At 63.8% G+C, this 25532-nt stretch carries 31 protein-coding genes; 21 read left to right on the top strand and 10 right to left on the bottom strand.

Annotation, left to right across the window (positions count from 1 at the left end; genetic code table 11):
* Positions 1–831: 831 nt before the first annotated feature.
* The 12 genes from rplN (at position 832) to map (ending at position 7975) form a co-directional block, all read left to right on the top strand.
* Positions 832–1200: a 50S ribosomal protein L14 gene (gene rplN, locus ACR65J_RS04050; protein WP_003803789.1), complete on the top strand. Its 369-nt coding sequence runs from the start codon at positions 832–834 to the stop codon at positions 1198–1200.
* Between the two features lie 3 nt (positions 1201–1203).
* Positions 1204–1566, top strand: a complete 363-nt coding sequence (gene rplX / locus ACR65J_RS04045; protein WP_440166294.1) for a 50S ribosomal protein L24 — start codon at positions 1204–1206, stop codon at positions 1564–1566.
* A complete protein-coding gene (gene rplE / locus ACR65J_RS04040; protein ID WP_018769138.1) occupies positions 1566–2147 on the top strand; it encodes a 50S ribosomal protein L5 in 582 nt (193 codons plus the stop codon). The genes rplX and rplE overlap by 1 nt, the downstream gene beginning before the upstream one ends.
* A gap of 82 nt (positions 2148–2229) precedes the next feature.
* Positions 2230–2628, top strand: a complete 399-nt coding sequence (gene rpsH / locus ACR65J_RS04035; RefSeq protein WP_440166290.1) for a 30S ribosomal protein S8 — start codon at positions 2230–2232, stop codon at positions 2626–2628.
* 18 nt (positions 2629–2646) lie between these two features.
* On the top strand, positions 2647–3183 hold the full coding sequence (rplF, locus tag ACR65J_RS04030; RefSeq protein WP_440166287.1) for a 50S ribosomal protein L6: 537 nt from the start codon (positions 2647–2649) through the stop codon (positions 3181–3183).
* A gap of 2 nt (positions 3184–3185) precedes the next feature.
* On the top strand, positions 3186–3569 hold the full coding sequence (gene rplR / locus ACR65J_RS04025; protein WP_236799106.1) for a 50S ribosomal protein L18: 384 nt from the start codon (positions 3186–3188) through the stop codon (positions 3567–3569).
* Positions 3566–4282, top strand: coding sequence for a 30S ribosomal protein S5 (rpsE, locus tag ACR65J_RS04020; RefSeq protein WP_141159772.1), 717 nt, complete (start codon positions 3566–3568; stop codon positions 4280–4282). Before rplR ends, rpsE begins: the two co-directional genes overlap by 4 nt.
* Before the next feature lie 2 nt (positions 4283–4284).
* A complete protein-coding gene (gene rpmD / locus ACR65J_RS04015) occupies positions 4285–4491 on the top strand; it encodes a 50S ribosomal protein L30 (RefSeq protein WP_009358731.1) in 207 nt (68 codons plus the stop codon).
* On the top strand, positions 4492–4977 hold the full coding sequence (gene rplO, locus ACR65J_RS04010) for a 50S ribosomal protein L15 (RefSeq protein ID WP_013601817.1): 486 nt from the start codon (positions 4492–4494) through the stop codon (positions 4975–4977).
* Between the two features lie 211 nt (positions 4978–5188).
* A complete protein-coding gene (gene secY, locus ACR65J_RS04005) occupies positions 5189–6499 on the top strand; it encodes a preprotein translocase subunit SecY (RefSeq protein WP_440166282.1) in 1311 nt (436 codons plus the stop codon).
* Positions 6500–6504: 5 nt separating this feature from the next.
* Positions 6505–7074 carry an adenylate kinase gene (locus ACR65J_RS04000; protein WP_201302397.1) on the top strand — a complete coding sequence of 190 codons (570 nt, stop codon included), beginning with the start codon at positions 6505–6507 and terminating at the stop codon, positions 7072–7074.
* 73 nt (positions 7075–7147) lie between these two features.
* On the top strand, positions 7148–7975 hold the full coding sequence (gene map / locus ACR65J_RS03995) for a type I methionyl aminopeptidase (RefSeq protein ID WP_440166281.1): 828 nt from the start codon (positions 7148–7150) through the stop codon (positions 7973–7975).
* An 86-nt stretch (positions 7976–8061) separates the two neighbouring features.
* Here the strand turns inward: map and ACR65J_RS03990 are convergent, their stop codons facing one another.
* The 3 genes from ACR65J_RS03990 to ACR65J_RS03980 all read right to left on the bottom strand — a co-directional run bounded on the left by ACR65J_RS03990 (position 8062) and on the right by ACR65J_RS03980 (position 11361).
* Positions 8062–9411 (bottom strand): ABC transporter substrate-binding protein, encoded by a 1350-nt coding sequence (locus ACR65J_RS03990; protein WP_440166279.1) that lies wholly within the window; start codon positions 9409–9411, stop codon positions 8062–8064.
* Between the two features lie 73 nt (positions 9412–9484).
* Entirely contained in the window at positions 9485–10405 is a 921-nt protein-coding gene (locus ACR65J_RS03985; RefSeq protein ID WP_440166278.1) for a carbohydrate ABC transporter permease, read from the bottom strand.
* Positions 10402–11361, bottom strand: coding sequence for a carbohydrate ABC transporter permease (locus tag ACR65J_RS03980; protein WP_440166277.1), 960 nt, complete (start codon positions 11359–11361; stop codon positions 10402–10404). The genes ACR65J_RS03985 and ACR65J_RS03980 overlap by 4 nt, the downstream gene beginning before the upstream one ends.
* Before the next feature lie 215 nt (positions 11362–11576).
* Between ACR65J_RS03980 and ACR65J_RS03975 the strand changes: the two genes are divergently transcribed.
* The 8 genes from ACR65J_RS03975 (at position 11577) to ACR65J_RS03940 (ending at position 16858) form a co-directional block, all read left to right on the top strand.
* Positions 11577–12569 carry a P1 family peptidase gene (locus ACR65J_RS03975; protein WP_440166276.1) on the top strand — a complete coding sequence of 331 codons (993 nt, stop codon included), beginning with the start codon at positions 11577–11579 and terminating at the stop codon, positions 12567–12569.
* A 171-nt stretch (positions 12570–12740) separates the two neighbouring features.
* Positions 12741–12962, top strand: a complete 222-nt coding sequence (infA, locus tag ACR65J_RS03970; RefSeq protein WP_009358723.1) for a translation initiation factor IF-1 — start codon at positions 12741–12743, stop codon at positions 12960–12962.
* 71 nt (positions 12963–13033) lie between these two features.
* Positions 13034–13147 carry a 50S ribosomal protein L36 gene (rpmJ, locus tag ACR65J_RS03965; protein ID WP_009358722.1) on the top strand — a complete coding sequence of 38 codons (114 nt, stop codon included), beginning with the start codon at positions 13034–13036 and terminating at the stop codon, positions 13145–13147.
* Positions 13148–13331: 184 nt separating this feature from the next.
* Positions 13332–13706 (top strand): 30S ribosomal protein S13, encoded by a 375-nt coding sequence (gene rpsM / locus ACR65J_RS03960; RefSeq protein ID WP_028275004.1) that lies wholly within the window; start codon positions 13332–13334, stop codon positions 13704–13706.
* Positions 13707–13760: 54 nt separating this feature from the next.
* Positions 13761–14162 (top strand): 30S ribosomal protein S11, encoded by a 402-nt coding sequence (gene rpsK, locus ACR65J_RS03955; RefSeq protein WP_018760435.1) that lies wholly within the window; start codon positions 13761–13763, stop codon positions 14160–14162.
* Between the two features lie 130 nt (positions 14163–14292).
* A complete protein-coding gene (locus ACR65J_RS03950) occupies positions 14293–15303 on the top strand; it encodes a DNA-directed RNA polymerase subunit alpha (protein WP_013601812.1) in 1011 nt (336 codons plus the stop codon).
* Between the two features lie 68 nt (positions 15304–15371).
* Complete coding sequence (gene rplQ / locus ACR65J_RS03945; RefSeq protein WP_440166274.1) at positions 15372–15932, top strand: 50S ribosomal protein L17; 561 nt, start codon at positions 15372–15374, stop codon at positions 15930–15932.
* Positions 15933–15964: 32 nt separating this feature from the next.
* Positions 15965–16858 carry a tRNA pseudouridine synthase A gene (locus ACR65J_RS03940; protein WP_440166273.1) on the top strand — a complete coding sequence of 298 codons (894 nt, stop codon included), beginning with the start codon at positions 15965–15967 and terminating at the stop codon, positions 16856–16858.
* Positions 16859–16980: 122 nt separating this feature from the next.
* On the opposite strand, the gene ACR65J_RS03935 is transcribed toward ACR65J_RS03940, so the two are convergent.
* Positions 16981–18648: a sensor histidine kinase gene (locus ACR65J_RS03935; RefSeq protein WP_440166271.1), complete on the bottom strand. Its 1668-nt coding sequence runs from the start codon at positions 18646–18648 to the stop codon at positions 16981–16983.
* A gap of 251 nt (positions 18649–18899) precedes the next feature.
* On the opposite strand from ACR65J_RS03935, the gene ACR65J_RS03930 reads away from it, so the two are divergent.
* Positions 18900–19685, top strand: a complete 786-nt coding sequence (locus tag ACR65J_RS03930; protein WP_440166269.1) for a response regulator transcription factor — start codon at positions 18900–18902, stop codon at positions 19683–19685.
* A gap of 8 nt (positions 19686–19693) precedes the next feature.
* On the opposite strand, the gene ACR65J_RS03925 is transcribed toward ACR65J_RS03930, so the two are convergent.
* The 6 genes from ACR65J_RS03925 to cpaB all read right to left on the bottom strand — a co-directional run bounded on the left by ACR65J_RS03925 (position 19694) and on the right by cpaB (position 25526).
* Entirely contained in the window at positions 19694–20176 is a 483-nt protein-coding gene (locus ACR65J_RS03925) for an Hpt domain-containing protein (protein ID WP_440166268.1), read from the bottom strand.
* A 94-nt stretch (positions 20177–20270) separates the two neighbouring features.
* Positions 20271–21155 (bottom strand): type II secretion system F family protein, encoded by an 885-nt coding sequence (locus ACR65J_RS03920; protein WP_440166266.1) that lies wholly within the window; start codon positions 21153–21155, stop codon positions 20271–20273.
* 7 nt (positions 21156–21162) lie between these two features.
* On the bottom strand, positions 21163–22095 hold the full coding sequence (locus tag ACR65J_RS03915; RefSeq protein WP_440166264.1) for a type II secretion system F family protein: 933 nt from the start codon (positions 22093–22095) through the stop codon (positions 21163–21165).
* A gap of 10 nt (positions 22096–22105) precedes the next feature.
* Positions 22106–23587: a TadA family conjugal transfer-associated ATPase gene (locus ACR65J_RS03910; RefSeq protein ID WP_440166262.1), complete on the bottom strand. Its 1482-nt coding sequence runs from the start codon at positions 23585–23587 to the stop codon at positions 22106–22108.
* Positions 23587–24780, bottom strand: a complete 1194-nt coding sequence (locus tag ACR65J_RS03905) for a CpaE/TadZ family protein (RefSeq protein WP_440166260.1) — start codon at positions 24778–24780, stop codon at positions 23587–23589. Before ACR65J_RS03905 ends, ACR65J_RS03910 begins: the two co-directional genes overlap by 1 nt.
* Positions 24777–25526, bottom strand: a complete 750-nt coding sequence (gene cpaB, locus ACR65J_RS03900) for a Flp pilus assembly protein CpaB (RefSeq protein ID WP_440166258.1) — start codon at positions 25524–25526, stop codon at positions 24777–24779. The genes ACR65J_RS03905 and cpaB overlap by 4 nt, the downstream gene beginning before the upstream one ends.
* Positions 25527–25532 lie beyond the last annotated feature (6 nt).

The following is a 25532-nucleotide window of genomic DNA, read 5'->3' as shown; positions in this document are numbered from 1 at the left end:
GTCATAGGTGAGCGGGCGTCGGGGTCGAGGGGCGACGGCGATGCGTGGCCTGGCGGGGGAGCGGCACCCTGGGCGGGCCGAAAGGCTGCCCTGCGTGACGCCGTCGTCCGTCCCGCCTAAGCGCCCCATCACTTATCACCGCTTTTCGGCGACGCCCCATCACTGTTTTCAAGAGAGTGAGCGGGCGTTGGCGGAACAGGGGCCATATGTGAGCGGGGGTGGGGAATATTGCTGTCATAGGTGAGCGGGCGTCGGGGTCGAGGGGCGACGGCGATGCGTGGCCTGGCGGGGGAGCGGCACCCTGGGCGGGTCGAAAGGCTGCCCTGCGTGACGCCGTCGTCCGTCCCGCCCAAACCCGTTATCACTTATCATCGCTTTTTTAGCGACGCCCCATCACTTCCTGTCGCCGGTACGCCTGGAGGTGATGGGGCGTTGGCTGTTTTGCTGCAGGAGGTGATGGCGCGTGGCCTGCGGGGGAGTGGCGCCCTGGGTGGGTCGAAAGGCTGCCCTGCGTGACGCCGTCGTCTGCCTTGCAGGGCAGGGGGAGGTGGTGATATGGGGGCCGGCGGAAAACGTGCTAGGATATTGAGTTTGTATGGCGCCTTTCGCGCGCCGTCATCAACCTCGTAAACAAGCGTGCCACAGCATAGTGCCCCTGTGCGCCCGGGATTCGTCCCGGACCGGGTGGGAGCAACTGCTTGCGGCACGGGCGTTTAGGCCTGGTCTGGCAAAATCCAGGCAGGTCAAGAGACACCCCGATCAACCGTTCCGCAAGGCTCATTCCGTAGCAAGACCACGGCCTGAGAACCGGCGCGACGCAAGGAGTAAATAGTGATTCAGCAGGAGTCGCGACTGAAGGTCGCCGACAACACGGGTGCTAAGGAAATCCTTACCATTCGCGTTCTCGGTGGATCCGGCCGTCGCTACGCAGGCATCGGTGACGTCATTGTCGCCACCGTCAAGGATGCAATCCCGGGCGGCAACGTAAAGAAGGGCGATGTGGTTAAGGCCGTCATCGTCCGTACCAAGAAGGAACGCCGCCGTGCGGATGGTTCCTACATCAAGTTTGACGAGAACGCAGCTGTGATCCTGAAGAACGACGGTGACCCCCGCGGTACCCGTATCTTCGGACCGGTTGGTCGTGAACTGCGTGACAAGAAGTTCATGAAGATCGTTTCTCTGGCTCCGGAGGTGCTCTAGTCCATGGCTGCAAAGATCAAGAAGGGTGACCTGGTTCAGGTCATCACTGGCGCCAAGGCTGAGCGCGGCGGCGACCGCGGCAAGCAGGGCAAGGTTCTGCGCGTATTCACCGACACCAACCGCGTGCTGGTTGAGGGTATCAACCGCGTCACCAAGCACACCCGTGTTGGACAGTCGCAGCGCGGCACCAAGACCGGCGGCATCGAGGTTGTAGAGGCCCCGATCCACATTTCCAACGTGGCCGTGGTTGACCCGTCGACCAAGAAGCCGACCCGCGTGGGCTTCCGCCTCGACACTGTGGAGAAGAACGGTGTCCAGAAGACCGTCCGCATCCGCGTGTCCAAGAGCTCCGGGAAGGACATCTAATGACTGAGACTCTCGAGACTCCGGCAACGAAGATCGTTCCTCGTCTGAAGACCAAGTACGCAGAATCCATCAAGGCAACGCTCCAGGATGAATTCAAGTACGAGAACGTGAACCAGGTACCCCGTCTGGTGAAGGTTGTTGTGAACATGGGTGTTGGAGATGCCGCCAAGGACTCCAAGCTGATCGACGGCGCTGTCCGCGACCTCACCCAGATCACCGGCCAGAAGCCGCAGGTTACCAAGGCCCGCAAGTCGATCGCACAGTTCAAGCTGCGCGAAGGCATGCCCATCGGTGCACACGCAACCCTGCGTGGCGACCGCATGTGGGAATTCGTGGACCGCCTGGTCACCCTCGCACTGCCCCGTATCCGCGACTTCCGCGGCCTCAGCGGCAAGCAGTTCGATGGCAACGGCAACTACACCTTCGGTCTGACCGAGCAGGTTATGTTCCACGAAATCGACCAGGACAAGATCGACCGCGTCCGCGGTATGGACATCACGGTTGTCACCACTGCCAAGACCGATGACGAAGGCCGTGCGCTGCTCAAGGCGCTGGGTTTCCCGTTCAAAACCGAAGCTTAATTAACTACATAAAAGGTCCGGCCGCTCCGCTCCCTGGAGGACGGAACGGCGGAAACCGTTATGAGGAAGGGCATGAGCCCACATGACAATGACAGATCCTGTCGCAGATATGCTTACGCGCCTGCGTAACGCAAACTCGGCATACCACGACTCCGTGTCTATGCCTTACAGCAAGCTCAAGGCACGCGTTGCCGACATCCTCAAGGCCGAAGGTTTCATCGCCGGCTGGAAGGAAGAGGAAGCTGAGGTTGGCAAGAAGCTGACCCTGGACCTCAAGTTCGGTCCGAACCGCGAGCGTTCCATCGCCGGTGTACGCCGCATCTCCAAGCCGGGTCTCCGCGTTTACGCGAAGTCCACCAACCTGCCTCACGTGCTCGGTGGCCTGGGTATCGCAATCCTGTCCACCTCTTCCGGCCTCCTGACTGACAAGCAGGCCGGCAAGAAGGGCGTGGGCGGCGAAGTCCTCGCGTACGTCTGGTAACGGGAAAGGAAGAGAATAATGTCACGTATTGGACGTCTCCCCATCACCGTTCCTGCCGGCGTTGAGGTCAAGGTTGACGGCTCTGTCGTCAGCGTCAAGGGTTCCAAGGGGGAGCTGACCCACACTGTGGCCAGCCCCATCGAGGTTGCCCTGGAAGACAGCACCCTGACCGTAACCCGCCCGAACGACGAGCGCGCCTCCCGTTCGCTCCACGGCCTGACCCGCACCCTGATCGCCAACATGATCCAGGGCGTCACCGCAGGCTACGAGAAGAAGCTTGAAATCGTTGGTACCGGTTACCGCGTTCAGGCCAAGGGATCTGACCTTGAGTTCGCTCTTGGCTACAGCCACCCGGTCAACGTTTCGGCTCCGGCCGGCATTACCTTTGCAGTAGAGGGACCGACCAAGCTCTCTGTCTCAGGTATCAACAAGCAGCAGGTCGGCGAAGTTGCTGCCAACATTCGCAAGCTGCGGAAGCCCGACCCGTATAAGGGCAAGGGCATCCGTTACGCCGGCGAAGTCATCCGCCGCAAGGTCGGAAAGGCTGGTAAGTAACCATGGCCATCTCCATTAACAAGAAGCGTACGAACAAGAGCAAGGCTGCTGGCCGCAGCCGTCGCCAGCTTCGTATCCGCAAGCGCATTTCCGGTACGGCTGTCCGCCCCCGCATGGTGGTCAACCGCTCCGCACGCCACGTATTTGTCCAGGTTGTCGATGACACCATTGGCCAGACCGTAGCAAGCGCGTCCACCCTGGAAGCTGACCTTCGTGCATTCGACGGTGACAAGACTGCCAAGGCCAAGCGCGTCGGCGAGCTCGTTGCCGAACGTGCCAAGGCTGCCGGCGTCGAGGCTGTTGTCTTCGACCGTGGTGGTAACAAGTACCACGGCCGGATTGCCGCCGTCGCTGACGGTGCACGCGAAGGTGGGCTGTCACTGTGACCGAAGCAAACAAGGAAAAGGACACTGTGTCTGCAGATCAGAAGGCGCCCGAAGCCGCAGCTGCTGAGACCACTGCCCCCGCTGCCGAGGACCGCCGTGGTGGCGCCCGTCGCGGCGAGCGTGGCGACCGTGGCCAGGGCCGCGGCGACCGCGGTGGCCGTGGCGGCCGCGACGGTGGCCGTGAAGCCGAAAAGAACCAGTTCGTAGAGCGCGTTGTCACCATCAACCGCGTTTCCAAGGTCGTCAAGGGTGGTCGTCGCTTCAGCTTCACCGCACTGGTCGTCGTTGGTGACGGTAACGGCATGGTCGGCGTGGGCTACGGCAAGGCCAAGGAAGTACCCGCTGCTATCGCCAAGGGCGTTGAAGAGGCCAAGAAGTCTTTCTTCCGCGTTCCCCGCGTTGGCAACACCATCCCGCACCGCGTTCAGGGTGAGGCCGCTGCCGGCGTCGTCATGCTGCGTCCGGCTTCCGCCGGTACCGGTGTTATCGCCGGTGGTCCGGTCCGTGCAGTACTGGAGTGCGTGGGCATCCACGACATCCTCTCCAAGTCGCTCGGTTCCTCCAACGCCATCAACATCGTGCACGCGACCGTTGATGCCCTGAAGCGCCTCGAAGAGCCGGCAGCAGTGGCAGCACGCCGCGGCCTGCCGCTGGACGAGATCGCTCCGGCAGCGCTGGTGAAGGCCCTCCTGGCTCCGAAGGCAGGTGTTTAGTCTTGGCTAAGAACCTGGTCCCCTCCGACGCTCAGTTGGAGATCACTCAGATCAAGTCCGCCATTGGCGGCAAGCAGAACCAGCGCGACACCCTGCGGTCCCTCGGCCTGAAGCGGATCGGACACACCGTTGTCCGCACCGCCGACGCCGTGACCGTTGGAATGCTGAACACGGTTCCGCACCTGGTAAAGGTAGAGGAGGCGAAGTAAATGGCAGAGAACACTGCTGATAAGGCGCAGGCTGCTGAGAAGCAGAACGCCCTGAAGGTTCACCACCTGCGTCCCGCGCCGGGTGCCAAGACCGCCAAGACCCGTGTTGGTCGTGGTGAGGCATCCAAGGGTAAGACCGCCGGCCGTGGTACCAAGGGTACGGCTGCCCGCTACCAGGTGAAGGCTGGCTTTGCCGGTGGCCAGTTGCCGCTGCACATGCGCCTGCCGAAGCTGCGTGGCTTCAAGAACCCGTTCCGGGTTGAGTTCCAGGTTGTAAACCTGGACAAGCTCAACGAGCTGTTCCCGGAAGGTGGCGCAGTCACCGTGGAGAACCTGGTCGAAAAGGGTGCCGTTCGCAAGAACCAGCCCGTCAAGGTGCTGGGCACCGGCGACATCACCGTCAAGGTTGACGTCACGGCCCACGCATTCTCGGCCAGCGCTGCTGAAAAGATTGCTGCAGCAGGCGGAAGCACCACCGCCCTGTAAGGGACGGCGCCAGCTGTTGAACTCCCGGTATCCGTGGGCTTATGCCCCGGATACCGGGAGTTTTTCTTATCCGCCGGGCGAACAATTCCCGCCATCCGGCGCATGCACGGCGGCCCGGATTGTTCGCCCGGCGCATAGACCCGTTAGACTCGGATGTCGGGATTTATCAAATTCCGTCACCCCACCCCTTATTGACACCACAGGAGGACGCTTGCTTAGCGCATTTGGCCGGGCCTTTCGCACGCCTGATCTGCGACGCAAGTTGTTGTTCACGCTGGGAATCATCACCATCTTCCGCTTGGGTGCTTTCATTCCCTCGCCAGGTGTGAACTACCAGAATGTCCAGCAATGCTTGCATAACGGTCAGACCGCCGGCGGGCTGTACCAGCTCGTCAACCTCTTCAGCGGCGGCGCGTTGCTCCAGGTGTCCATCTTCGCCCTGGGCATCATGCCCTACATCACGGCCAGCATCATCGTCCAGCTGCTCCGGGTGGTTATTCCCCGGTTCCAGCAGCTCTACGACGAGGGCGCGTCGGGCCAGTCCAAGCTGACCCAGTACACCCGCTACCTCACCATTGCGCTTGGCCTGCTCAACGCCACCACCCTGGTCTCCCTGGCCCGCTCCGGCCAGCTGCTTCCCGGGTGCCAGCTGCCAGTCATTCCCGACACCAGCATCATCACCACCGTGCTGATCATCATCACGCTGACGGCCGGCACCGGCCTGATCATGTGGATGGGCGAGCTCGTCACGGAGAAGGGCGTGGGCAACGGCATGTCGCTGCTCATCTTCACCTCCATCGCCGCACAGTTCCCCACCTCGCTTGGTGCCATCTGGACCTCGCAGGGCCCGGGAACCTTCTTCCTCGTCCTGGTGGTGGGCCTCCTGACGGTCGCCCTGGTGGTCTTCGTCGAGCAGTCACAGCGCCGCGTCCCGGTCCAGTACGCCAAGCGCATGATCGGCCGGCGCACCGTGGGCGGCACCAGCACCTACATTCCCATCAAGGTGAACATGGCCGGTGTCATTCCGGTGATCTTCGCTTCCTCCATGCTCTACATTCCCGGGCTGATCGCACAGTTCAACCAGCCCCGGAACGGCGAGCCAATGCAACCGTGGGTTGAGTGGATCAACAACAACCTCACCCGCGGGGACCACCCGATCTACATGGCGGTTTATTTCGTCCTGATCGTGTTCTTTACCTACTTCTATGTCGCGATTACCTTCAACCCTGAAGAAGTCTCAGACAACATGAAGAAGTACGGCGGCTTCATTCCAGGTATCCGCGCCGGCCGGCCGACCGCTGACTACCTGCAGTACGTGCTTTCACGGATCACCCTGCCCGGCGCCCTCTACCTGGGCTTCGTGGCATTGATCCCGCTGGTGGCACTCGTGCTGATCAACGCAAACCAGAACTTCCCGTTCGGTGGCACCTCGATCCTGATCATGGTGGGCGTTGGCTTGGAGACCGTAAAGCAGATTGATGCGCAGCTACAACAACGTCACTACGAAGGGCTTTTGCGATGACGAGAATGCTGATTATTGGACCTCCCGGTTCCGGAAAAGGAACGCAGGCGGAGCGGATTTCAGAACGCCTCGGCGTTGTGGCCATCTCCACCGGCGACATCTTCCGTGCCAACGTGAAGGGCGAAACCCCCCTCGGCGTCGAGGCCAAGAAGTACATGGACAACGGTGACTTCGTTCCGGACAGCGTGACCAACAAGATGGTCCGTGACCGCCTGAACGAATCCGATGTCGAGAACGGCTTCCTGCTGGACGGCTACCCGCGCACCACCGCGCAGGTTGATTACCTGGACGAGATCCTCGCCGACGGCGACGAGAAGCTCGACGTGGTCCTGCAGCTGACTGCCGACGACGAGGAGCTGGTACACCGCCTCCTGGGCCGGGCCAAGGAAACGGGCCGGAGCGACGACAACGAAGCCGTCATCCGCCACCGCCTGGACCTCTACCACGAGCAGACCGAAGCCGTGGTGGCCAAGTACGCCGACCGCGGTATCCTCACCAAGGTTGACGGGATCGGTCCCATCGACGAAGTCACCAACCGCGTGATGCAGGCCATCAAGGCCGCACAGGCAGCCTGACCCAAGGCGCCCGGTTTTATCGAGGCTCCTCCCGGCATCCGGGAGGAGCCTCAGCCATTTGAAAGGACACATCATGGCCTTCGGCCAGCCCCGCATCGAATTCAAGAACAACGCCCAGATGCGCACCATGCACGAGGCCGGCCTGGTCCTCAGCCGTGCACTGGATGCCGCCGTTGCCGCCGCGGTGCCGGGGGTCACCACCAAGCACCTGGACGACGTGTTCGCCGCCGTCCTCAACGAGGCAGGCGCGAAGTCCAACTTCCTGGGCTACCACGGTTTCCCGGCCACCATCTGCACGTCCGTCAACGAGGAAGTGGTGCACGGCATCCCGGGCAGCCGCGTCCTGCAGGAGGGCGATATCATCTCCATCGACGGCGGCGCGATCGTGGACGGCTGGCACTCGGATTCCGCGCGCACGGTGATCGTGGGAACAGCGGATCCCGAGGACCAGCGGCTCTCCGACGTGACGCAGGCTGCCATGTGGCGCGGGATCGCTGCACTGGCCAACGGCACGCACGTGGGCGACATCGGCGCCGCCATTGACGATTACGTCTCCTCAGTCCCCGGCAAGCCGCTGGGCATCCTGGAGGACTACGTGGGACACGGCATCGGCTCCGAAATGCACATGGCCCCGGACGTCCTGAACTACCGCACCAACCACCGCGGCCCCAAGATCAAGCCCGGCCTGTGCCTTGCGATTGAACCCATGCTGGTCAGGGGCAGCATTGACACCGCAGTCCTGGAGGACGACTGGACCGTGGTGACCACCGATGGCAAGCGATCCTGCCAGTGGGAGCACTCGGTGGCAGTGCACGAGAAGGGCATCTGGGTGCTTTCAGCGCCCGACGGCGGTGCGGAGCACCTGGTGCCCCTTGGCGTCACTCCCGTGCCGATCCCGTAAGGACGCCGGAAGGCAAAAGTAGGTCGCAGTAACTGTCGTTGTGGCGGTTCAAAACGACAGTTACTGCGACCCAGTTGGGGGAGTGCCTAGGACTTCAGCTTCGGCTTTACGTCCTTGTCGTAGATGCCCTGAAGGGTGGTCTTCAGGTCCGTCATGGTGGACTTGACGTCGCCCTGCTGGGTGAGGATCTTCGCGGCGGACTTCGCCATTTCCTGGTCGGCGCCCGGCAGGAACACCCGGGCGTTGTCCTGGACCTTGGTGACCGCGAGCTGGTCCATGGCGGTCTTGATCTGGGGTGTCTTGGCCAGCACTGCCGTCATGTCAGCCGATTTGCGGGTGGGCATGTAGCCGGTGGCGGCGGAGAACTCCGCAGTGCTCTCCGGCTGGGTGACGAAGTCCAGGAACATGCCGGCAGCGAGCTGTTCCTCCTTGGTGATGCCGCTGGGGATGCCCAGGCCTGCGCCGCCGGTGGGGCACACGTTGGTGGTCGCCTTCGGGCCGCCGGGCAGGAAGCCAACGCCCACGTTGAACTTTGCCGACTTCAGGATCCCCAGCAGCGAACCGGTGGACGAAATGGTGGTCGAGGTCAGGCCCGCGGAGAAATCGTCCGCGGCTTCCTTGGAGGAAACTCCGGCCCACTTGTCCTTGTAGATCGAGTCCTGGGCCCACTGCAGGGCCGCAACTGATTCAGGGGAGTCGCAGGTGATGTCCCATTCCTTGGACCAGCCACCGCCCCAGCCCCACAGCATGTTTTGCAGCGTCCAGCCTGCATACCCTGCCAGCGCGGGGTAGATGTAGGCGTACTGGGCGCCGGAGCTTGCCTTCAGCTTGGGAGCCCACTCAGCGAACTCCTGCCACGTCTTGGGCGCACGGTCCGGAAGGCCGGCCGCCGCGAAGTGGTCCTTGTTGTAGTAGAACAGCGGGGTTGACCGGCCGTAGGGAAGGGCCCACTGCTTGCCGTCGTACTTGTAGTCATTGACCAGTGACTGCTGGAAGTCGTCCATCTTCATGTTCAGCTGCTTGGTCAGGCTGTCCACCGGAATGATGCTGCCGTTGGTGTAGTAGCGGAACCACCAGACATCCGAGAGGACAACCACACCGGGGAGGCCGGACTTGGCTGCCTGCGCAGTCTGGAACTTCTGGGCGATTTCCTCGTAGTTGGCCCCGGCGGTGACCAGGTTGACGGCAATGCCCGGGTTCTTGGCCTGGAATTTCTCGATCAGGCTCTTCTCCACGTCCTGTGACTGTCCGGGGTGGCTGGACCAGAAGTCGATCTTTGCCGCCGGCTTCACGCCGCTGAAGTCGATATCGGCGGCCTGGGACGTGGCCTGGCCACCGCCGCTTGTAGAAGGTCCGCCGCATGCGGCCAGGGCAGCGGCAGAGGCGGTGGCCCCTGCCAGGCCCAGGAAGTGCCTCCGGTCCAGGTGAAGTGTCATGACAGTTCCTTTCGGTTGTTGCCTGCGGAATGGTGGAAGTACTTAGGGTGGAAGTACGACGGCGGCCGGCGGGTCAGCCGGTCACGCTGCCTTGGGTGAGGCCCGCCACTATGTAGCGCTGCAGCGCGGCGAAGATGATGAGGATGGGGACGATGACCAGGACAGCCCCGGCCATGAGGACGCCCCACCCGGCGGCGTTGCTCTCGTTGTTCTGCAGCAGCGTGAGGCCCACGGGCAGGGTCATGGTTTCCGGCCTGTCCGTGATGATGAGTGGCCAGATGTAGTCGTTCCATTCAGTCACGATGGTCACCAGGGCAACGGTGGCGATGGAGGGCACCGATACCGGGACCACGATCTGCCAGAGCCGGCGCCAGTGGCCGGCGCCGTCCATCTCGGCCGATTCAAGGATCGAGGCGGGCAGGGTGCGGAAGTGTTGGCGCAGCAGGAACGTGCCGAATGCGGTGCCAAGGCCGGGCAGGATGATGCCCCAGAGGGTGTTCTTTCCGCCGATCCCCGCTATCAGGATGAAGTTGGGCAGGATGGACACCTGCGGCGGCACCATGAGGGCCACCAGGATCAGCAGGAAGATGAAGTTCCGGAACGGGAAGCGGACAAAGACCAGGGCGTACGCCGTCAGGATGGCCAGCAGCACCTTGATGGTGGCCCCGGCCAGGGTGACGATGGTGCTGTTCAGGAAGAACCGGCCGAACGGAACCGTGGTCATGGCCGTCCGGTAGTTCTCCAGGTTCAGGCTTTCCGGAAGGATCTTCAGGTCCGTGGTGACGATTTCCCCCGACTGCTTGAAGGAGCTGAGCACCATCCACAGCAGGGGAAGGAACACCACCAGCGTGGCCACGATCAGTGGCAGGTAACCGCCCACCACGGTCTGGATAAGGTTCCGGCGGGAGAACGGCCGGTCGCGGCGAAGGCCTGGATCCGGTGGGGAGAGGGCCGGTGCGGCGGGGTCCGGGCTTACCGGTGATAGGGAGGTCACGAGTAATGCACCTTTCGTTCCACGAACCTCAGCTGGAGCACGGTGATCACCAGGAGGATGGCGAACAGGACCACCGAAATGGCCGCCGAGTAGCCGGCCCTGTTGTAGGCGCCGAAGGCCTGGAGGTATGCCTCGTAGATCAGGGTGCTGGTGCCGGCGCCCAGCGGCGTCATGATCCGGATGAGGTCGAAGGCCTGCAGGGAGCTCAGCATCGTGGTGATGAGGAGGAAGAAGGTGGTGGGGGACAGCAGCGGCAGCGAAATGCTGACGAAGCGCCTGAACCCGTTGGCACCGTCAAGGGACGCCGCCTCCATGACATCCTGGGGCAGGGACTGGAGCCCGGCGAGGTACACCACCGCGCAGTAGCCCAGGTTCTTCCAGACGTAGACCAGGATCACCATGACCAGCGACAGCTGGGGATCGTTGATCCACTGCGGGCTCTGCTGGCCGATGCCCCGGAGCAGCCAGGCCAGGACGCCATAGCCGGGATCGAAAATGAACAGCCACACCAGGCCAACGCCGACGCCGGAGAGGACATACGGGGCGAAGACGGCGGAGCGGGCGAACGTGGTGCCGCGGACCTTCGCGTTCAAGGCCAGCGCCACCAGAAGACCGAGGATCATTGAGCCGCCCACCGTGACCAGGGTGAACACTGCCGTCGTGCCCAGGACCTTCGGGGCATCGTTGCTGGTGAAGAAGGTGGCGTAGTTGGCGAGGCCCACCACCGTGGCGGTCGGGGAACCCAACGTCCAGTCCAGCGTGGAGTAGTACATGTTGCTGAACAGTGGGCGGTAGGTGAACACCGCGATGAGCACCAGGTTGGGCAGTGCCATGGCAAGGAAAACGAAGAAGTCGCGCCGGGTCCGGGCAGTCCACCGCCGTCGTGGAACCTTTGCTGAACGCCCCGGAGGCCTTTTCGGTTTGGTGGACGGGTGCGGGGCGAGTTGACGGGTCATGCGTTTCTCTCCCGGGTCGGGAGCCTGCTCGTGGCGGGCCCTGGCTTGATCTAGGGACTACTACACCAGACCGTCAGGGGCCTGAAACCCGCATATGCCCTTGTCAGGGGGCTGTTATCCAAGGCTTCGTCGCCCGTTAACGCTGTGTTGCATGCAGTCTCGCATAAAGTTCGCCCCTGCGGCAGGGGCGCGCCACCAGAGGGGAGAATAGGGGCATGGGAACCATTACCGATGTCCCGGGCATCCGCGTGGGCCAGGTCCAGAAGGACACCGCCGGCTGGCTGACGGGCGTCACCGTCGTCCTGCCGCCGCCAGGCACCGTGGGTTCGGTGGATGTCCAGGGCGGCGGCCCGGCCACGCATGAAACCGACGCCCTCGACCCGACCACCCTGGTCAGCACCGTGGACGCGGTGGTCCTCACGGGCGGAAGTGCGTACGGGCTCGCGTCCGCTGCCGGCGTCCAGCGCTGGTGCGAGGAAAACGGCCGCGGCTTCGCCGTTCCCGGGGGAGTGGTGCCCATCGTGCCCGCCGCCGCCATCTTCGACCTGGGCAGGGGAGGGAACTTCTCCGCACGGCCGACGCCGGACATGGGCTACGCGGCAACGGCCGCGGCGGCAGCGCAAAAGGAAGGGCACGACGTCGGCCGCGGCAACGTGGGTGCCGGCACCGGTGCCCTCATCGGCCGGGCGTACAAAGGCGGGGTAGGCACTGCTTCGGCCACGCTCGAGAACGGGGTGGTAGTCGGAGCAATCGCAATCGTGAATGCCCTTGGTCTGCCATTTTCCCTGTCGGGGAATCACGAACCCTCCGCGCGCTCGGTCGTTCCTCCCTTAGACGCGCGCTTCCGGGTTCCTGATTCCCCGTCACCGGGTGCCGCCAGGCCGCCCTTCAACACCACTCTTGTAGTCGTCGCTACCAACGCCGTTCTGGATGTTGCCGAATGTAAACGGACTGCCTCGGCTGCGCATGCCGGGATTGCCCGGGCTTTGAGTCCGAGCCATACCCTCGCCGATGGGGATACTGTTTTTTGTTTGTCTACGCAGGCCGTGGCACTTGACCGGTCGGACGACGCTGCGCGGCAGGTCAGTCTCATCACGCTCCAAAGTGCGGCAGCCGACGTCGTCCGTTTGGCGATCCTTGATGGCGTGGCCAGCGCGGAAGGCATCAGCACTCCCGCCGGCGAATATGGTGCGTACCCCGCACCGTAGGCTACTATGGCCGATTTAACTTTTACCGGCCAACAGGGTAGTGTTGCTTGTTGGTTGTCTGGACTGCCACGCCCTTTTGGGCCTGGAGACGGCAATCGATCCAACAAAAACGTTCGTGGTCATGCCCGGTGCTATCCGGCAGGACTGCGGCAACAACAGTTAGCGGAGGGTATGGCCAAGAAGGACGGGGTCATTGAGATCGAAGGCGTTGTGACCGAGGCGCTGCCTAACGCGATGTTTCGCGTTGAGCTCACCAACAAGCACATCGTTCTGGCACACATCTCTGGAAAGATGCGCCAGCACTACATCCGGATTCTCCCTGAGGACCGCGTAGTGGTGGAGCTGAGCCCGTACGACCTCACCCGTGGTCGTATCGTCTACCGCTACAAGTAAATTGCTGGGCAGCGGCAGTGCAAGCTGACTGCTGCTCCAGTTGACCAACTGCTACACGCAAAGGGAATGCCATGAAGGTCAAGCCGAGCGTCAAGCAGATCTGCGAAAAGTGCAAAGTGATCCGCCGTAATGGCCGGGTCATGGTGATCTGCGAGAACCCGCGCCACAAGCAGCGCCAGGGCTAATTTCCTTCCCTGAAGGAAATCCTGGGTTGCTAACCCACGCAAGTAAATAAAGGCAGCACAAGCTGATCTGGAACATTGAGCTCGAAAGAGTCCGGACAGCTAACCCCCGGTCGGAGGCTGGGGCCGCACGGAACGTGCGGGTGTACTGCCTACGACCTCCGGTTTATCAAGGAGTACTGCCACTATGGCTCGTCTCGCTGGCGTAGACATTCCCCGCGAAAAGCGGCTGGAAATTGCGCTTACTTACATCTACGGCGTGGGCAAGACCCGTGCACACGAAACCCTGGCTGCCACTGGCATCAGCGCTGACGTCCGCGTCAAGGACCTGACTGACGCCCAGTTGGTTGAGCTGCGTGACTACATCGAAGGCAACTACAAGGTTGAGGGTGACCTTCGCCGCGAAGTAGCAGCTGATATCCGCCGCAAGGTTGAAATCGGCAGCTACGAAGGTATTCGCCACCGTAAGGGCCTCCCGGTCCGCGGGCAGCGTACCAAGACCAACGCCCGTACCCGCAAGGGCCCGAAGCGCACGGTCGCAGGCAAGAAGAAGGCCCGTTAAAATCCCGGCCGGGATTTACGGAACTTTCCCCAATAACTTTCTGTAGGAGAAAAAATGCCCCCGAAGACTCGTGGCGCGGTTCGCAAGCCGCGTAAGAAGGACAAGAAGAATATCGCGCTTGGCCAGGCGCACATCAAGAGCACCTTTAACAACACCATCGTTTCCATCACGGATCCGAGCGGCGCTGTTATTTCCTGGGCTTCCTCCGGTGAGGTTGGCTTCAAGGGCTCGCGCAAGTCCACCCCGTTCGCTGCCCAGATGGCTGCCGAAGCCGCTGCCAAGCGTGCGCAGGAGCACGGCATGCGCAAGGTAGACGTTTTCGTCAAGGGACCGGGTTCCGGACGCGAGACCGCCATCCGTTCGCTGCAGGCCGCAGGCCTCGAGGTTGGCTCCATCCAGGACGTCACCCCCGCAGCGCACAACGGCTGCCGCCCGCCGAAGCGCCGCCGCGTCTAATTCTTTTCCGCAGCAGGAGCTTGCCCGCACCAGCGATGGTGCGGGCAAGCCCAGCGCGTTAAGTCTTCAGACCGAATTTCCACCACCTGTGTTGCGTCATATAGCGGATGCTCGCCGAAAGGAAACCTAAGTGCTCATTGCACAGCGCCCCACCCTCTCCGAAGAGGTCGTCTCCGAAAACCGTTCGCGTTTCATCATTGAACCGCTGGAACCGGGCTTCGGCTACACCCTCGGAAACTCCCTCCGCCGTACCCTGCTCTCCTCCATCCCCGGTGCTGCCGTAACCAGCATCCGGATCGATGGTGTGCTGCACGAGTTCACCACGGTTCCGGGTGTCAAGGAAGATGTCACCGAGATCATCCTTAACATCAAGAGCCTGTCGGTTTCCTCCGAGCACGACGAGCCTGTCGTGGCTTACCTGCGCAAGCAGGGCCCCGGAGTCGTCACCGCCGCGGACATCGCTCCGCCGGCCGGCGTCGAATTCCACAACCCGGATCTGCACATTGCCACGCTGAACTCGAAGGGCAAGTTCGAGCTCGAACTGACCATCGAGCGCGGCCGCGGCTACGTTTCGGCAGCTCAGAACAAGTCCGGCGACGCAGAGATCGGCCGTATCCCGGTTGACTCCATCTACTCGCCGGTGCTGAAGGTTACTTTCCGCGTGGAAGCAACCCGTGTTGAGCAGCGCACCGACTTCGACAAGCTGATTGTCGACGTCGAGACCAAGCAGGCAATCGCCCCGCGCGATGCCGTTGCTTCCGCAGGCACCACCCTGGTGGAACTGTTCGGTCTGGCCCGTGAGCTGAACACCGCAGCTGAAGGTATCGAGATCGGCCCGTCGCCCACCGACGCTGCCCTGGCAGCCGACATGGCACTGCCGATCGAGGATCTGGACCTCACCGTCCGTTCCTACAACTGCCTCAAGCGTGAGGGCATCCACACCGTGGGTGAACTCGTTGCCCGCTCCGAGGCTGACCTGATGGACATCCGGAACTTCGGTGCCAAGTCCATTGACGAGGTCAAGGCAAAGCTGGTTGAACTGGGCCTGTCCCTCAAGGACTCGCCTCCCGGTTTTGACCTCGCAGCACGCGCCGCAGCAATCGAAGAGGACGACGCCGCCTTCGGCGACGACGAACTCTAAACCAGACCTTGGCCGGCGGGCAGCACCATGGTGTGCCGCCCACGGCTTCCACATGAGGAGAAACAATTATGCCTACCCCCACTAAGGGTCCGCGCCTCGGCGGCGGCCCGGCTCACGAGCGTCTCATGCTCGCGAACCTGGCCTCATCCCTGTTCGAGCACAAGCGGATCACCACCACGGTGACCAAGGCCAAGCGCCTGAAGCCGTACGCAGAGCGCCTGGTGACCTTCGCCAAGCGTGGCGACCTGGCTTCCCGCCGCCGCGTCCTGGGCCTGATCAGCAACAAGGGCGTCGTCCACGAGCTGTTCACGGACATCGCGCAGGCTGTGGAGAACCGCGACGGCGGCTACACCCGCATCACCAAGATCGGCAACCGCAAGGGCGACAACGCTCCCATGGCTGTCATCGAACTGGTCCTCGAGCCGGTTTCCGCCAAGCAGGCCGTCGTAGCCGAGGCTACCCAGGCTGCCGCCAAGGCTGCTCCGGCCGCCGAGGAAGCTCCCGAGGCTGAGGTCGCCGAGACCGAAGCTGCTGAGGCTCCTGCTGCTGAAGAAGCTGCAACCGAAGAGGCTCCGGCCGCTGAGGAAGCTCCTGAGGCTCCCGCTGCCGAGGAGAAGGACGCGAAGTAATTCGCTGATTCTCTTCGCATAGACTTAGGTCTGTGAACCACCAAAAACCCGCGGCCCCCGTTCCAGGGGGCGGCGGGTTTTTGCGTATCCGGCTTGATCTTTCGTACGACGGCGGCCCGTTCAGCGGGTGGGCCCTGCAGCCTGGGCGCCGCACCGTCCAGGGCGTCCTGGAGGAAGCGATCCAGCTTCTGGTCCGGCGCCAGGTGCGCGTCACCGTTGCTGGGCGGACTGACGCCGGCGTGCACGCCCGCGGCCAGGTGCTCCACCTGGACCTGACCGAAGCCGAGTGGCTGGGACTGCCGCGCGGGCACGAACTGGATCCCGCCGTCGCTATGTTGCGCCGCCTCCGCGGTGCCCTGAACCGTGCCCTCGGCGACCTGCACGGGGCGGTGGAGGTGCACGACGTCGCGCTGGCACCCCAGGGCTTTGACGCGCGCTTCTCGGCCTTGTGGCGGAGGTACAGCTACCGGATCGGCGACGGGCCTGCCCTCTGGGATCCGCTGGAACGCTACTTCACGCTCTGGCACAAGAACCCGCTGGACGTGGACCTGCTCAACGCGGGCGCATCACAGTTGCTGGGCTTGCAGAACTTCCTGTCGTTCTGCAAGCCGCGTGAAGGGGCCACCACCATCCGGGAGTTGCAGCGGTTTGAGTTCCGGCGCGGCGAGGATGGCGTCATCGTGGCCACCGTCCAGGCCGACGCGTTCTGCCACAACATGGTACGCGCACTGATCGGGTCCGCCCTGTACGTGGGGGAGGGCACTGTGGAACCGGGCTGGCTGTACGAGCGGCTGCTGCTGCAGAAACGGGATGCAAAGTCTGTCCTTGCGGCCCCGCACCCCTTGGTGCTGGAGGAAGTGGCGTATCCGTCCGACAGCGAGCTCCTGGCCCGCGCCGAGCAGACCAGGGCCGTCCGGGAGTACTAACCCCAATCGACTGCTCCGTACCTGTCGTTTTCGGGCGTCAAAACGGCAGTGGGGCCCACGCCGGCGAGGGCCCCGGCCCGAGCTTGCGAGGGCTGGGAGCCGGTGGGGAGCAATCGATGGTTCTAAAACGAGGGCGGGGGACCCTCGGCGGGGAGCGTCACGATGAAGGTGCTGCCCTGGCCCTCGCCGCTCTCGCACACGATGCTGCCGCCGTGGCGCTCCACGATCATCCGCGTGATGGAGAGGCCCAGTCCGGCGCCGGGGATGGCCGCTTTTTGCGCCGACTCGGCCCGGAAGAAGCGGTTGAAGACCTTGGCCGCGTCGTCGTGGGATATGCCCATCCCGGTGTCGGTGACGCTCAGCCGCACCCACTGCCTGTCTGCTGTGGCGCTGATGCTGATCTTCCCGCCGTCGGGGGAGTATTTGATGGCGTTGGACACCAGGTTGTCCAGCACCTGCCCGATCCGGAGCGGGTCAGCATAAGCCCACAGGGGCGAGGGAACGTCTGCGGACATCTCCACATGGGACCGCTGCGCCGAGGCCTGCGCCGAGCTGAGGCTGGTTTCCACCAGGCTGGCCAGGTCGGTTCGTTTGGGGTGGACATTCAGGGTCGTGGAGGCCGAGGCGCTCAGGTCAGCGACCAGGTCCAGGAGTCGCTCCGCGTTGCGCTGGACCACCAGCAGGCGCTGGGCCAGGTGCGGCGGGAGGCTGTCCGCCTCGTCCAGCACCAGATCGACGTTGCCAACGATCGAGTTCAGCGGGTTCTTGAACTCGTGCGAGACATTGGAGATCAGTTCCTGGTTTGCGGCCAGGGACTCCACCCAGCCGGTGACATCGGTGTACACCACCACCGCCCCGGTGAGCCGGCCGTCCTCGCTTACCAGCGGACGTGCCGCGGTGGACACGGCGCGCTGCTCCGGGCCCTCGCCCGCCCAGACCAGGTAGTCGGCGAACGACTCGCCGGCCATGGCGCGGCTGATGGGCCGGCGGTCAGGGGGAAGCAGGGTGCGCCGGTCCTGGCCAAAGACCAGCTGGTGCCCTTGGCCGGGAATTGCTTCGTCGGCGCCGGTGGACCGGCGGAAGTTGCGCTGGCGGCTGTTGGACACCAGGAAGTGGCCGGAACGGTCGACGGCGGCAATACCGACGTCGGTGGCGTCCAGGACGGTTTCGAGCAGCTTCTCCCGTTCCCGGGTTGCGCGCAGCAGGTCCCGGAGCTCGCGGTCCTTGGCCGCGAGTTCGGCCTGCTGCTGCCGGAGGCTGACGCTCGCGAAGCGGATGGCCAGCGACACTGAAAGCATCATCACGGGGAAGAGGCCGGCGCTGGTGATGTCCGCCGCTGTAAGTGCCGGTAAATGTGCCCCCGCCGTGGGGAGCATGATCAGGAGCGGCCCAGCGAAGCTCAGTACCAGGCTGCTGCGTGCCAGCATGCCGGAGGCGGAGAGCCAGATCACGGGATATACCGCCAGCACCGCCAGGCCGGGCAGGAGCGGTGCCGCACCGTTCCGGAGGAGGCCAATGGCAGCGAAATCCAGGACGGGGATCAGGAGGTAGGGGCGGTGCGCCAGGCGTTCCCAGGGGACCAGGAGGCAGCCAAGGAACAGGATGGCGTGGAGGAGGATCCCGGCGACGTACAGCGGGCTGTGCATGAGCGAGGGCCAGGCGAAGGGCGTGGCCACCGCAATGACAACCACGATGAGGGTAAGGGGGAGCTGGCACAGTGCTACTTGCGTGCGGGTACCCAACCGGCGGAAGATGCGGCCCGGTGCACGGTGGAGCAGTGGCGCAACCATGTTTCTGACTCGTACCCCTTTACGTCCGGAAAGCAGGTGCCGTCGCGGTCCTTCAATTGCCCAGTTATCCGGCTCTTACCCAGTCCCACCAATATTGCACATGTCTTGTCATAATAATTGACTTTTCAATTTCCGGTGCGGATTCGGATGTTATCAGCACGGCTTACTAGTAGCGTATAAATGGTTGGAGCGGGATTGGCATTGGCGCTGGGCCGATGGGGGGCCATTCTTCGCCTGGCACAGGGATAGCAATGGACGATCTTGGTATAGCTGTAGTAATCGAAGATGACGCAGACGTGCGTAACCTCCTTGAAGGTGTATTGACCCAGGCGGGCTTCGAAGTGCATACGGCAGTTGATGGGCGGGCCGGGGTTGAGGTGGTCCGCAGCAAGCAGGCCAACGTTGTGACGCTTGATATTGGCCTGCCGGATATTGACGGTTTCGAGGTTTTGCGGCGGATACGGAATTTCAGCAATGCCTATGTGGTGATGCTGACGGGCCGGACCGACGAACCCGACCTTCTTTCCGCACTGAATGCAGGGGCGGATGACTATATCGCCAAACCTTTCCGGCCCAGGGAACTCCGGGCCCGGGTGGCAGCCATGCTGCGCAGGCCACGCCACGAGGTGACGGGGCACGGGTTGTCTCCCTCGCATGGAGGACAAGTACAGGCTGCTGCCTCCGCGCAACGGGAGCCGGGGGTCCTGCAGCACAACGGGCTCCTGCTGAACCACCGGACGCGCACTGTGGAAATCAAAGGTGAGCCGCTGGGACTGACCCGCAGTGAATTCGACCTGCTCCACGTGCTGCTGAAGGGCGGCGGTGCCGTGTGTACCAGGGCTGATCTGGTGCGGGCGGTGCGGGGTGAGTTCTACGACCGGGAAACGTACATCAGCGAGGCTGATGAGCGCGCCGTGGAGGTCCATGTGGGAAACCTGCGGCGCAAGCTCAAGGAGGACCAGTTGTCGCCGCGCTGGCTGCAGACAGTCCGCGGGGTGGGGTACCGGCTGGCGCCGCGGCGGCCGGACGACGCCTAACGGTTGCCTTAGCCCTTTTCCAGGATGTAAGTGGACTGGAGTTCGGACACGGTGCGTGCCCCGTCCCGGGCCACGCCGACCATCACGGCCTGGCCCTGGACAAAGTCGCCCCGCCGGATCAGGCCTTCGAGGAGTTCGGCGAGCTTGGCAAGCCGGATCCCTCCCACCATGGCGGAGCTGATCTTCAGGCTGATCACTGCGTCCAGGGCGGAGTCCTCATCCTGGCTGTCCACGGCTGTCCCCAGGCGGGCCAGGCGCAGGTCCCACATGGCGGCATAGTCACGGGCGAAGCGCTGGGCCAGCCCGGATCCTGCCAGTTCGTCTTCCAGTTCGTCCAGAACTGCTGCATCAATCAGTGGCAAGAGACCGGCCGCTTCCAGTGAGGGGCCCATGCCGGCCGACGGAATGGGAGCGGCAGGCAACGCGACCCCGGACAGCGGGGAGTCCGCAGCGGGGCTCTTTCCGCTGGAACCGGGATCTTGAGTCTGCATTGTTCAAGGCTACTTCCTGGAAAACCTTCGGCGTCCAATTTCTTATCATTCTGTGTAAACCTTGAGGCAACCTTGCCGCCGCCCTGAGTATCGTTTATTGTCCGCTGAAGGTCATTACGGTATTGATGACGGCCGGTCCCAAAATGGCGATGAAGAGGACCGGAAAGATGAAGAACAGCAGCGGGAAAAGGATCATCACGGGCAGTTTCATGGCCTTTTCCTCGGCCCGCTGGCGCCGCTTGACCCGCATGACCTTGGCCTGCACGCGGAGCACCCGGCTGATGGCGATGCCGTAGGTGTCGGCCTGCACCACGGCCTGCACAAAGCTCCGCAGTTCCGGGATGTTGGTCCGTTCCGCCAGCGCGACGTAGGACTCGCGGCGGCTGCGCCCAACCTGCATGTCCTGCAGGGTGCGGACCAGTTCCTCGGCCAGCGGGCCCTTGCCGTTGTCGCCGGCCCGGGCCATGGCGCCTTCGAAGCCGAGCCCTGCCTCCACGGAGATCAGCATCTGGTCCAGCGTGTTGGCCAGCTCGAGCTGCATCGCCTTCTGCCGCTCCTGGCCTTTGCTGTACAGCAGGAGGTCCGGGATGAAGTAGCCGAGGACCAGGACGAAGATCCCGGCGAGTTTCATGATCGGCGAGCTGCCGATGGAGGTCAGGTAGAGGCCAACGGCCGCACCTGCCAGGCCAAGACCGAGCTTGGACCCCAGCACCTTTCCCAGGGGCATCGAGGCGGGCCTGCCGGCCAGGGACAACAGCCGGTCCAGGAACGCAACGTACGCAGGGGGAGTGAGACGCCGTCCCAGGGCCTCGAGCCGCGGCGGCGCTCCGATGGGAGCAACCGTTACCGCGGGTGCGCCGCGCGAGAGCAGTTCGGAGACAGCCACGCGCCCCTGTTTTTCCACGGTCAGGACGGACCATGCCAGTGCCGCCACCGGGACACAGACCAGCAGGACGGAGAGGAGAACGATCAGGTTCATGGGGTCCTCAGAACTTCAGGTCGATGATCTTGCGCATCCAGAGGGCGCCGATGGTCATCAGGACAAAGGAGGCGCCGATCATCACCCAGCCCAGGGGATGGGTGAACATCGAGTTCATGTAGTTCGGGCTTACGGACAGGAGCATGGCCACGATGCCGAACGGCATGGCAATCAGGATGTAGGCGGAGAACTTGCCTTCGGCCGCAAGGGCCTTGATGTGCCCCTTAATCTCCGCCCGCTCGCGGATGGTCTCGTTGACCTGGTCCAGCACTTCCGCCAGGTTGCCGCCCACCTCGCGGTTGATCTGGATGGCTTGCGAAATCCAGATGAAGTCTTCGTTCTTCATCCGGTCGGCAGTGTCATTAAGGGCCGCGAGCAGGTCACGGCCCAGGCTGGTTTCGGTGATTACCCGCCGCATTTCCTCCGACGTCGGCTTCTGCGACTCAGCGGCTGCGGCGTCGATGGCGCGTAGAATGCTGTGACCGGCGCGCAGGCTGCCCGAGAGCAACTGCAGGGTGTCGCCAAGCTGACCATCGAAAGCGGTGCGGCGCTTGCCGGCCAGGAATCCGAGGACCAGCTTGCCCACGAAGGGTGCCAGCAGGGCGAGCAGCAGTCCCACCAGGGGCCCCACGGTTACGGTACCCACCAGCATTCCGACGCAGGCGCCGATGCCGACCAGCAGGAAGAATTCGGCCTGGCTGAGGCGCAGGCCGGCGTTCTCCAGTTCCGCGCGGGAGAACAGTTTGACGTTCCGGCCGGCGAGCAGCCGTTCGAAGGACCTGACGCTGGACAGTGCCAGGCGTGAGAGCGAGGACGGCGGCTCCGGTTCAAACGGACGACGGCGGTCCAGCGGCACTGAAGGTGCGCTCGGCAGGAGTACGGCTACTCCGAGCAGGCAGATGGCTGCCAGCAGGATGACGCTTCCGATGGCGATGATCATGGCCGCACTCCTACTTCGCGCCCGAAGACAACGGCCCGGCGAACACAGCCGGCGACACGTGGATGCCCAGGTCCTCGAAGCGGTCGATGAACCGCGGCCGGATGCCGGTGGCCACCGGCCTGCCCAGGAACCGCCCCTGCGCGTCCACGCCTGCGGAGTAGTCGAAGACAAAGGCGTCCTGGAGGGTGACGATGTCCCCTTCCATCCCCTGCACCTCGGTGACGTGGGTGATGCGGCGCGAGCCGTCGCGGAGCCTTGAGATCTGGACGATGAGGTTCACGGCGGAGGCGATCTGCTCGCGGATGGCGCGCAGAGGCAAGTCCATGCCGGCCATCAGCACCAGCGTTTCGAGGCGGGCCACCGCGTCCCGGGGGGAGTTGGAGTGCACGGTGGAGAGGGAGCCGTCGTGGCCGGTGTTCATGGCCTGCAGCATGTCCAGGGACTCGCCGCCACGGACCTCACCCACCACGATCCGGTCAGGGCGCATACGGAGGGAGTTGCGGAGGAGCTCGCGAATGGTTACTTCGCCCTTGCCTTCGGTGTTGGGCGGGCGGCTTTCGAGCCGGACCACGTGTTCCTGCTGGATCTGCAGTTCCACGGCATCCTCGATGGTGACGATGCGTTCGTCGTGCGGAAGGAATGAGGACAGTACATTCAGCAGCGTGGTCTTGCCCGTGCCAGTACCGCCGGAGACGATGATATTCAGCTTTGCCTTGACGCACGCGTTCAGCAGCTCCGCCATCTCCGGCGTGAGCGTGCCAAAGTCGATGAGGTTGCGTACCGTCAGCGGGGTCTTGCTGAATTTACGGATGGTCAGCGAGGATCCACCCACGGCCAGCGGGGGGATGACCGCGTTGACGCGGGAGCCGTCCTCCAGTCGCGCGTCCACCAGCGGGGAGGATTCGTCGATGCGGCGGCCCACCTTGGACACGATGCGTTCGATGACCTTGCGCAGGTGTTCCTCGGAGCTGAAACGGGACTCGGTGAGCGTCAGCTTGCCCTTCCGTTCCACATAAATCTGGTCCATGCGGTTGACCATGATTTCGGTGACGGCGGGATCGTCCAACAGGCGCTGGAGGGGCCCGTAGCCCAGCACGTCGTCGGCAACGTCCTGGACCAGGCGGGTGCGCTCTTCCGGCGTCAGTGGCACCTGTTCGGCGTCGACAATCCGGGTGAGCTCCTTCTTGGCGGTGCTCCGCAGTTCCTGCTCGGTGACGGCGGCGTCGTTGAAGCGCGTGCCCATGCGTTCGAACAGCGCGGTGGCCGCCCTGTCCTTCATGGCTGCGAAGACGTCCACCTTGGGTGCGGTGGGCACCTGCGGTGTGCCGGCGCCGTGCGTTGAAGGCACGACGGGGGCATGCGCCGGAAGGTGCCGCTCCGTGCTTTCCGCGGGGGACGGCGAAGGTTCCGGCGCCGGGCGCGGGGGCTCGAGCAGCGCGGTGCCGGATGACTGGCGGCTTTGGGCCGCGTTGATGCGTTCGGAGAGTTTCATCAGATGACCACCCTTCGGTGAAGCTTCCGCTGTGCCTGGGCGCGCCAAGCGGGGTTGAAGCGCTCCACGAGTTGGCGGAGGCTTTTGACGGCGGGGTCTTTTTTTGATTCCTGGAGGACGGGGATGCCGCGGTTGGTGGACAGTGCCACGGCGCGGGAGCGGGGGACGCTGACGTCCACGGGCGCGCCGATGGTGGATTCGACGTCCTGGACGTTCAGGCCGGCCTTGGCGTCGGCCATGTTCAGGACCACGTGGCGGGATTCGGGCATGATGTCCAGCTGGCGGAGGACTTCCAGGCCGGAGCGGAGGCCGCGCAGGCTGGGAATGTCCATGGCGCTGACCCAGACCACGTCGGTGCACTGTTCCATGGCGGCAAGGCCGATTTCCGGCATGCCCGGTGCGGTGTCGATGACCACGTACTGGAACTCCTGGGCCAGCTGCTCCAGCAGGTGGCTGATTTGTTCCGGGGTGATGTGGTCCGCGTCCACCGGGTTGGGCGGGGCGCACAGGGCGTAGATGCCAGCCGGGTGGACCGTCAGGAAGGCCTTGAGGACCAGCGAGTCCTGGGCGGCGGCGGGGGTGACGGCGTCAGTGACGGTGTGCTGCGGGTTGAGGTAGAGACCGGAGGCGACGTCCCCGAACTGCAGGTCAAGGTCAACGATGACCACGCTCATGGGCGCGATCTGGCCCAGGCCGATGGCGATGTTGGTGGCCAGGGTGGTTTTGCCCACGCCGCCCTTGGGGGAGAAGACGCCGATGACCAGGCCCCTGCCGTTTTCTGCCTGCTGCTGTTCGGGACCGCGGTGGCGGGTGGCGAAGGACTGGCATGCGCGTTCCAGCAGCACCCTGATTTCCGCTGCGTCGGCCTGTGGGCTGAGGATGTCCCGGATGCCGGCGCGCATGGCGTGCAGCAGGAAGTCCGGGTCCACGTCGCTGACCAGGACCAGGCTGAGGCCGGGGAGCTGGACGTCGAAGACCTTGGCGAACCGCAACGCCTCTTCGTAAGGAACGTCCGGGCCGATGATGAGGACTTCGGGCTGCTCCTGGTTGAGGAGGGCGAACAGCTCCCCGGGGCCTGCGGGGAGGATGTCACTGGCGATGGTCTGCACGGATCCGCGCAGGCCGTGGGCGACGGCGCTGCGCAGCTTCTGGTCGAACTCGGCGTTGGGGGAGAGGAGGACGAAACGGCTCACTTGTACACGTTGTCCTTCCTGGCGATGAAGCCGCCGTTGTCCTGCGCGTCGAGGGGTTCCTTGGTGAGCCAGAGGCTGCCATTGATTGTGGTGAAGATGATTTTGTTGGCGTCCACGTCATTTACCGCCACAGTCACCATGAAGGAGCCTTGGGGGAGCGTGGTGTCCTGGGGGTTGGTGCCGTCAGTCGGTTTTGCAGTTGGCTGAGCGGCACGCTGGACGGCCGTGACCAGGACTTTGCGGAGGGCGAGCTGGCTGCTGGGCTCACCAGGCTTGCTCTTGTCCGCACCGGCAGGGAAGCTGAATCCAATGGCAACGTGATCGCCTGCCTCGAGGCGGCCGCCGACAACCATCTTCGGTTCCAGCTCGAAGGTCACTTCCTGCAGTCCTGCCGGCACCTTTGCGGCGCCGCTGCTTTTGGCATCCTTGGGAGCTACGAGACGTTCGGCGAGGAGCTGTTCGCCGGGAACGAGGTCCACGGCGGCCACTGTTCCGGCCTCGTTGTCCAGCGTATTCAACGCTGTCTTTGCAATGGCTGTGCCCGGCAACTGCTGAAGTGTCACCGAAGCCTTCACCACGTCAATCGAGGACCCGGCCGGTACGGCTTTGGTGACCACGAGCACGCCCGTGGGATTCATGTCGGCGACTGCTCGCTGCTCGGCGCCGTTTGCGTAGGTGACGATAATTATCGCTCCGATGATGGCCAGCACTACGGCTGCTGCACCGGCCAACATGCGTGACTTCACTGACGG

It is taken from the genome of Arthrobacter sp. SAFR-044, from assembly GCF_059414985.1.
The sequence above is the reverse complement of the archived record's forward strand: the minus strand, read 5'-3'. Positions and strand labels throughout refer to the sequence as shown.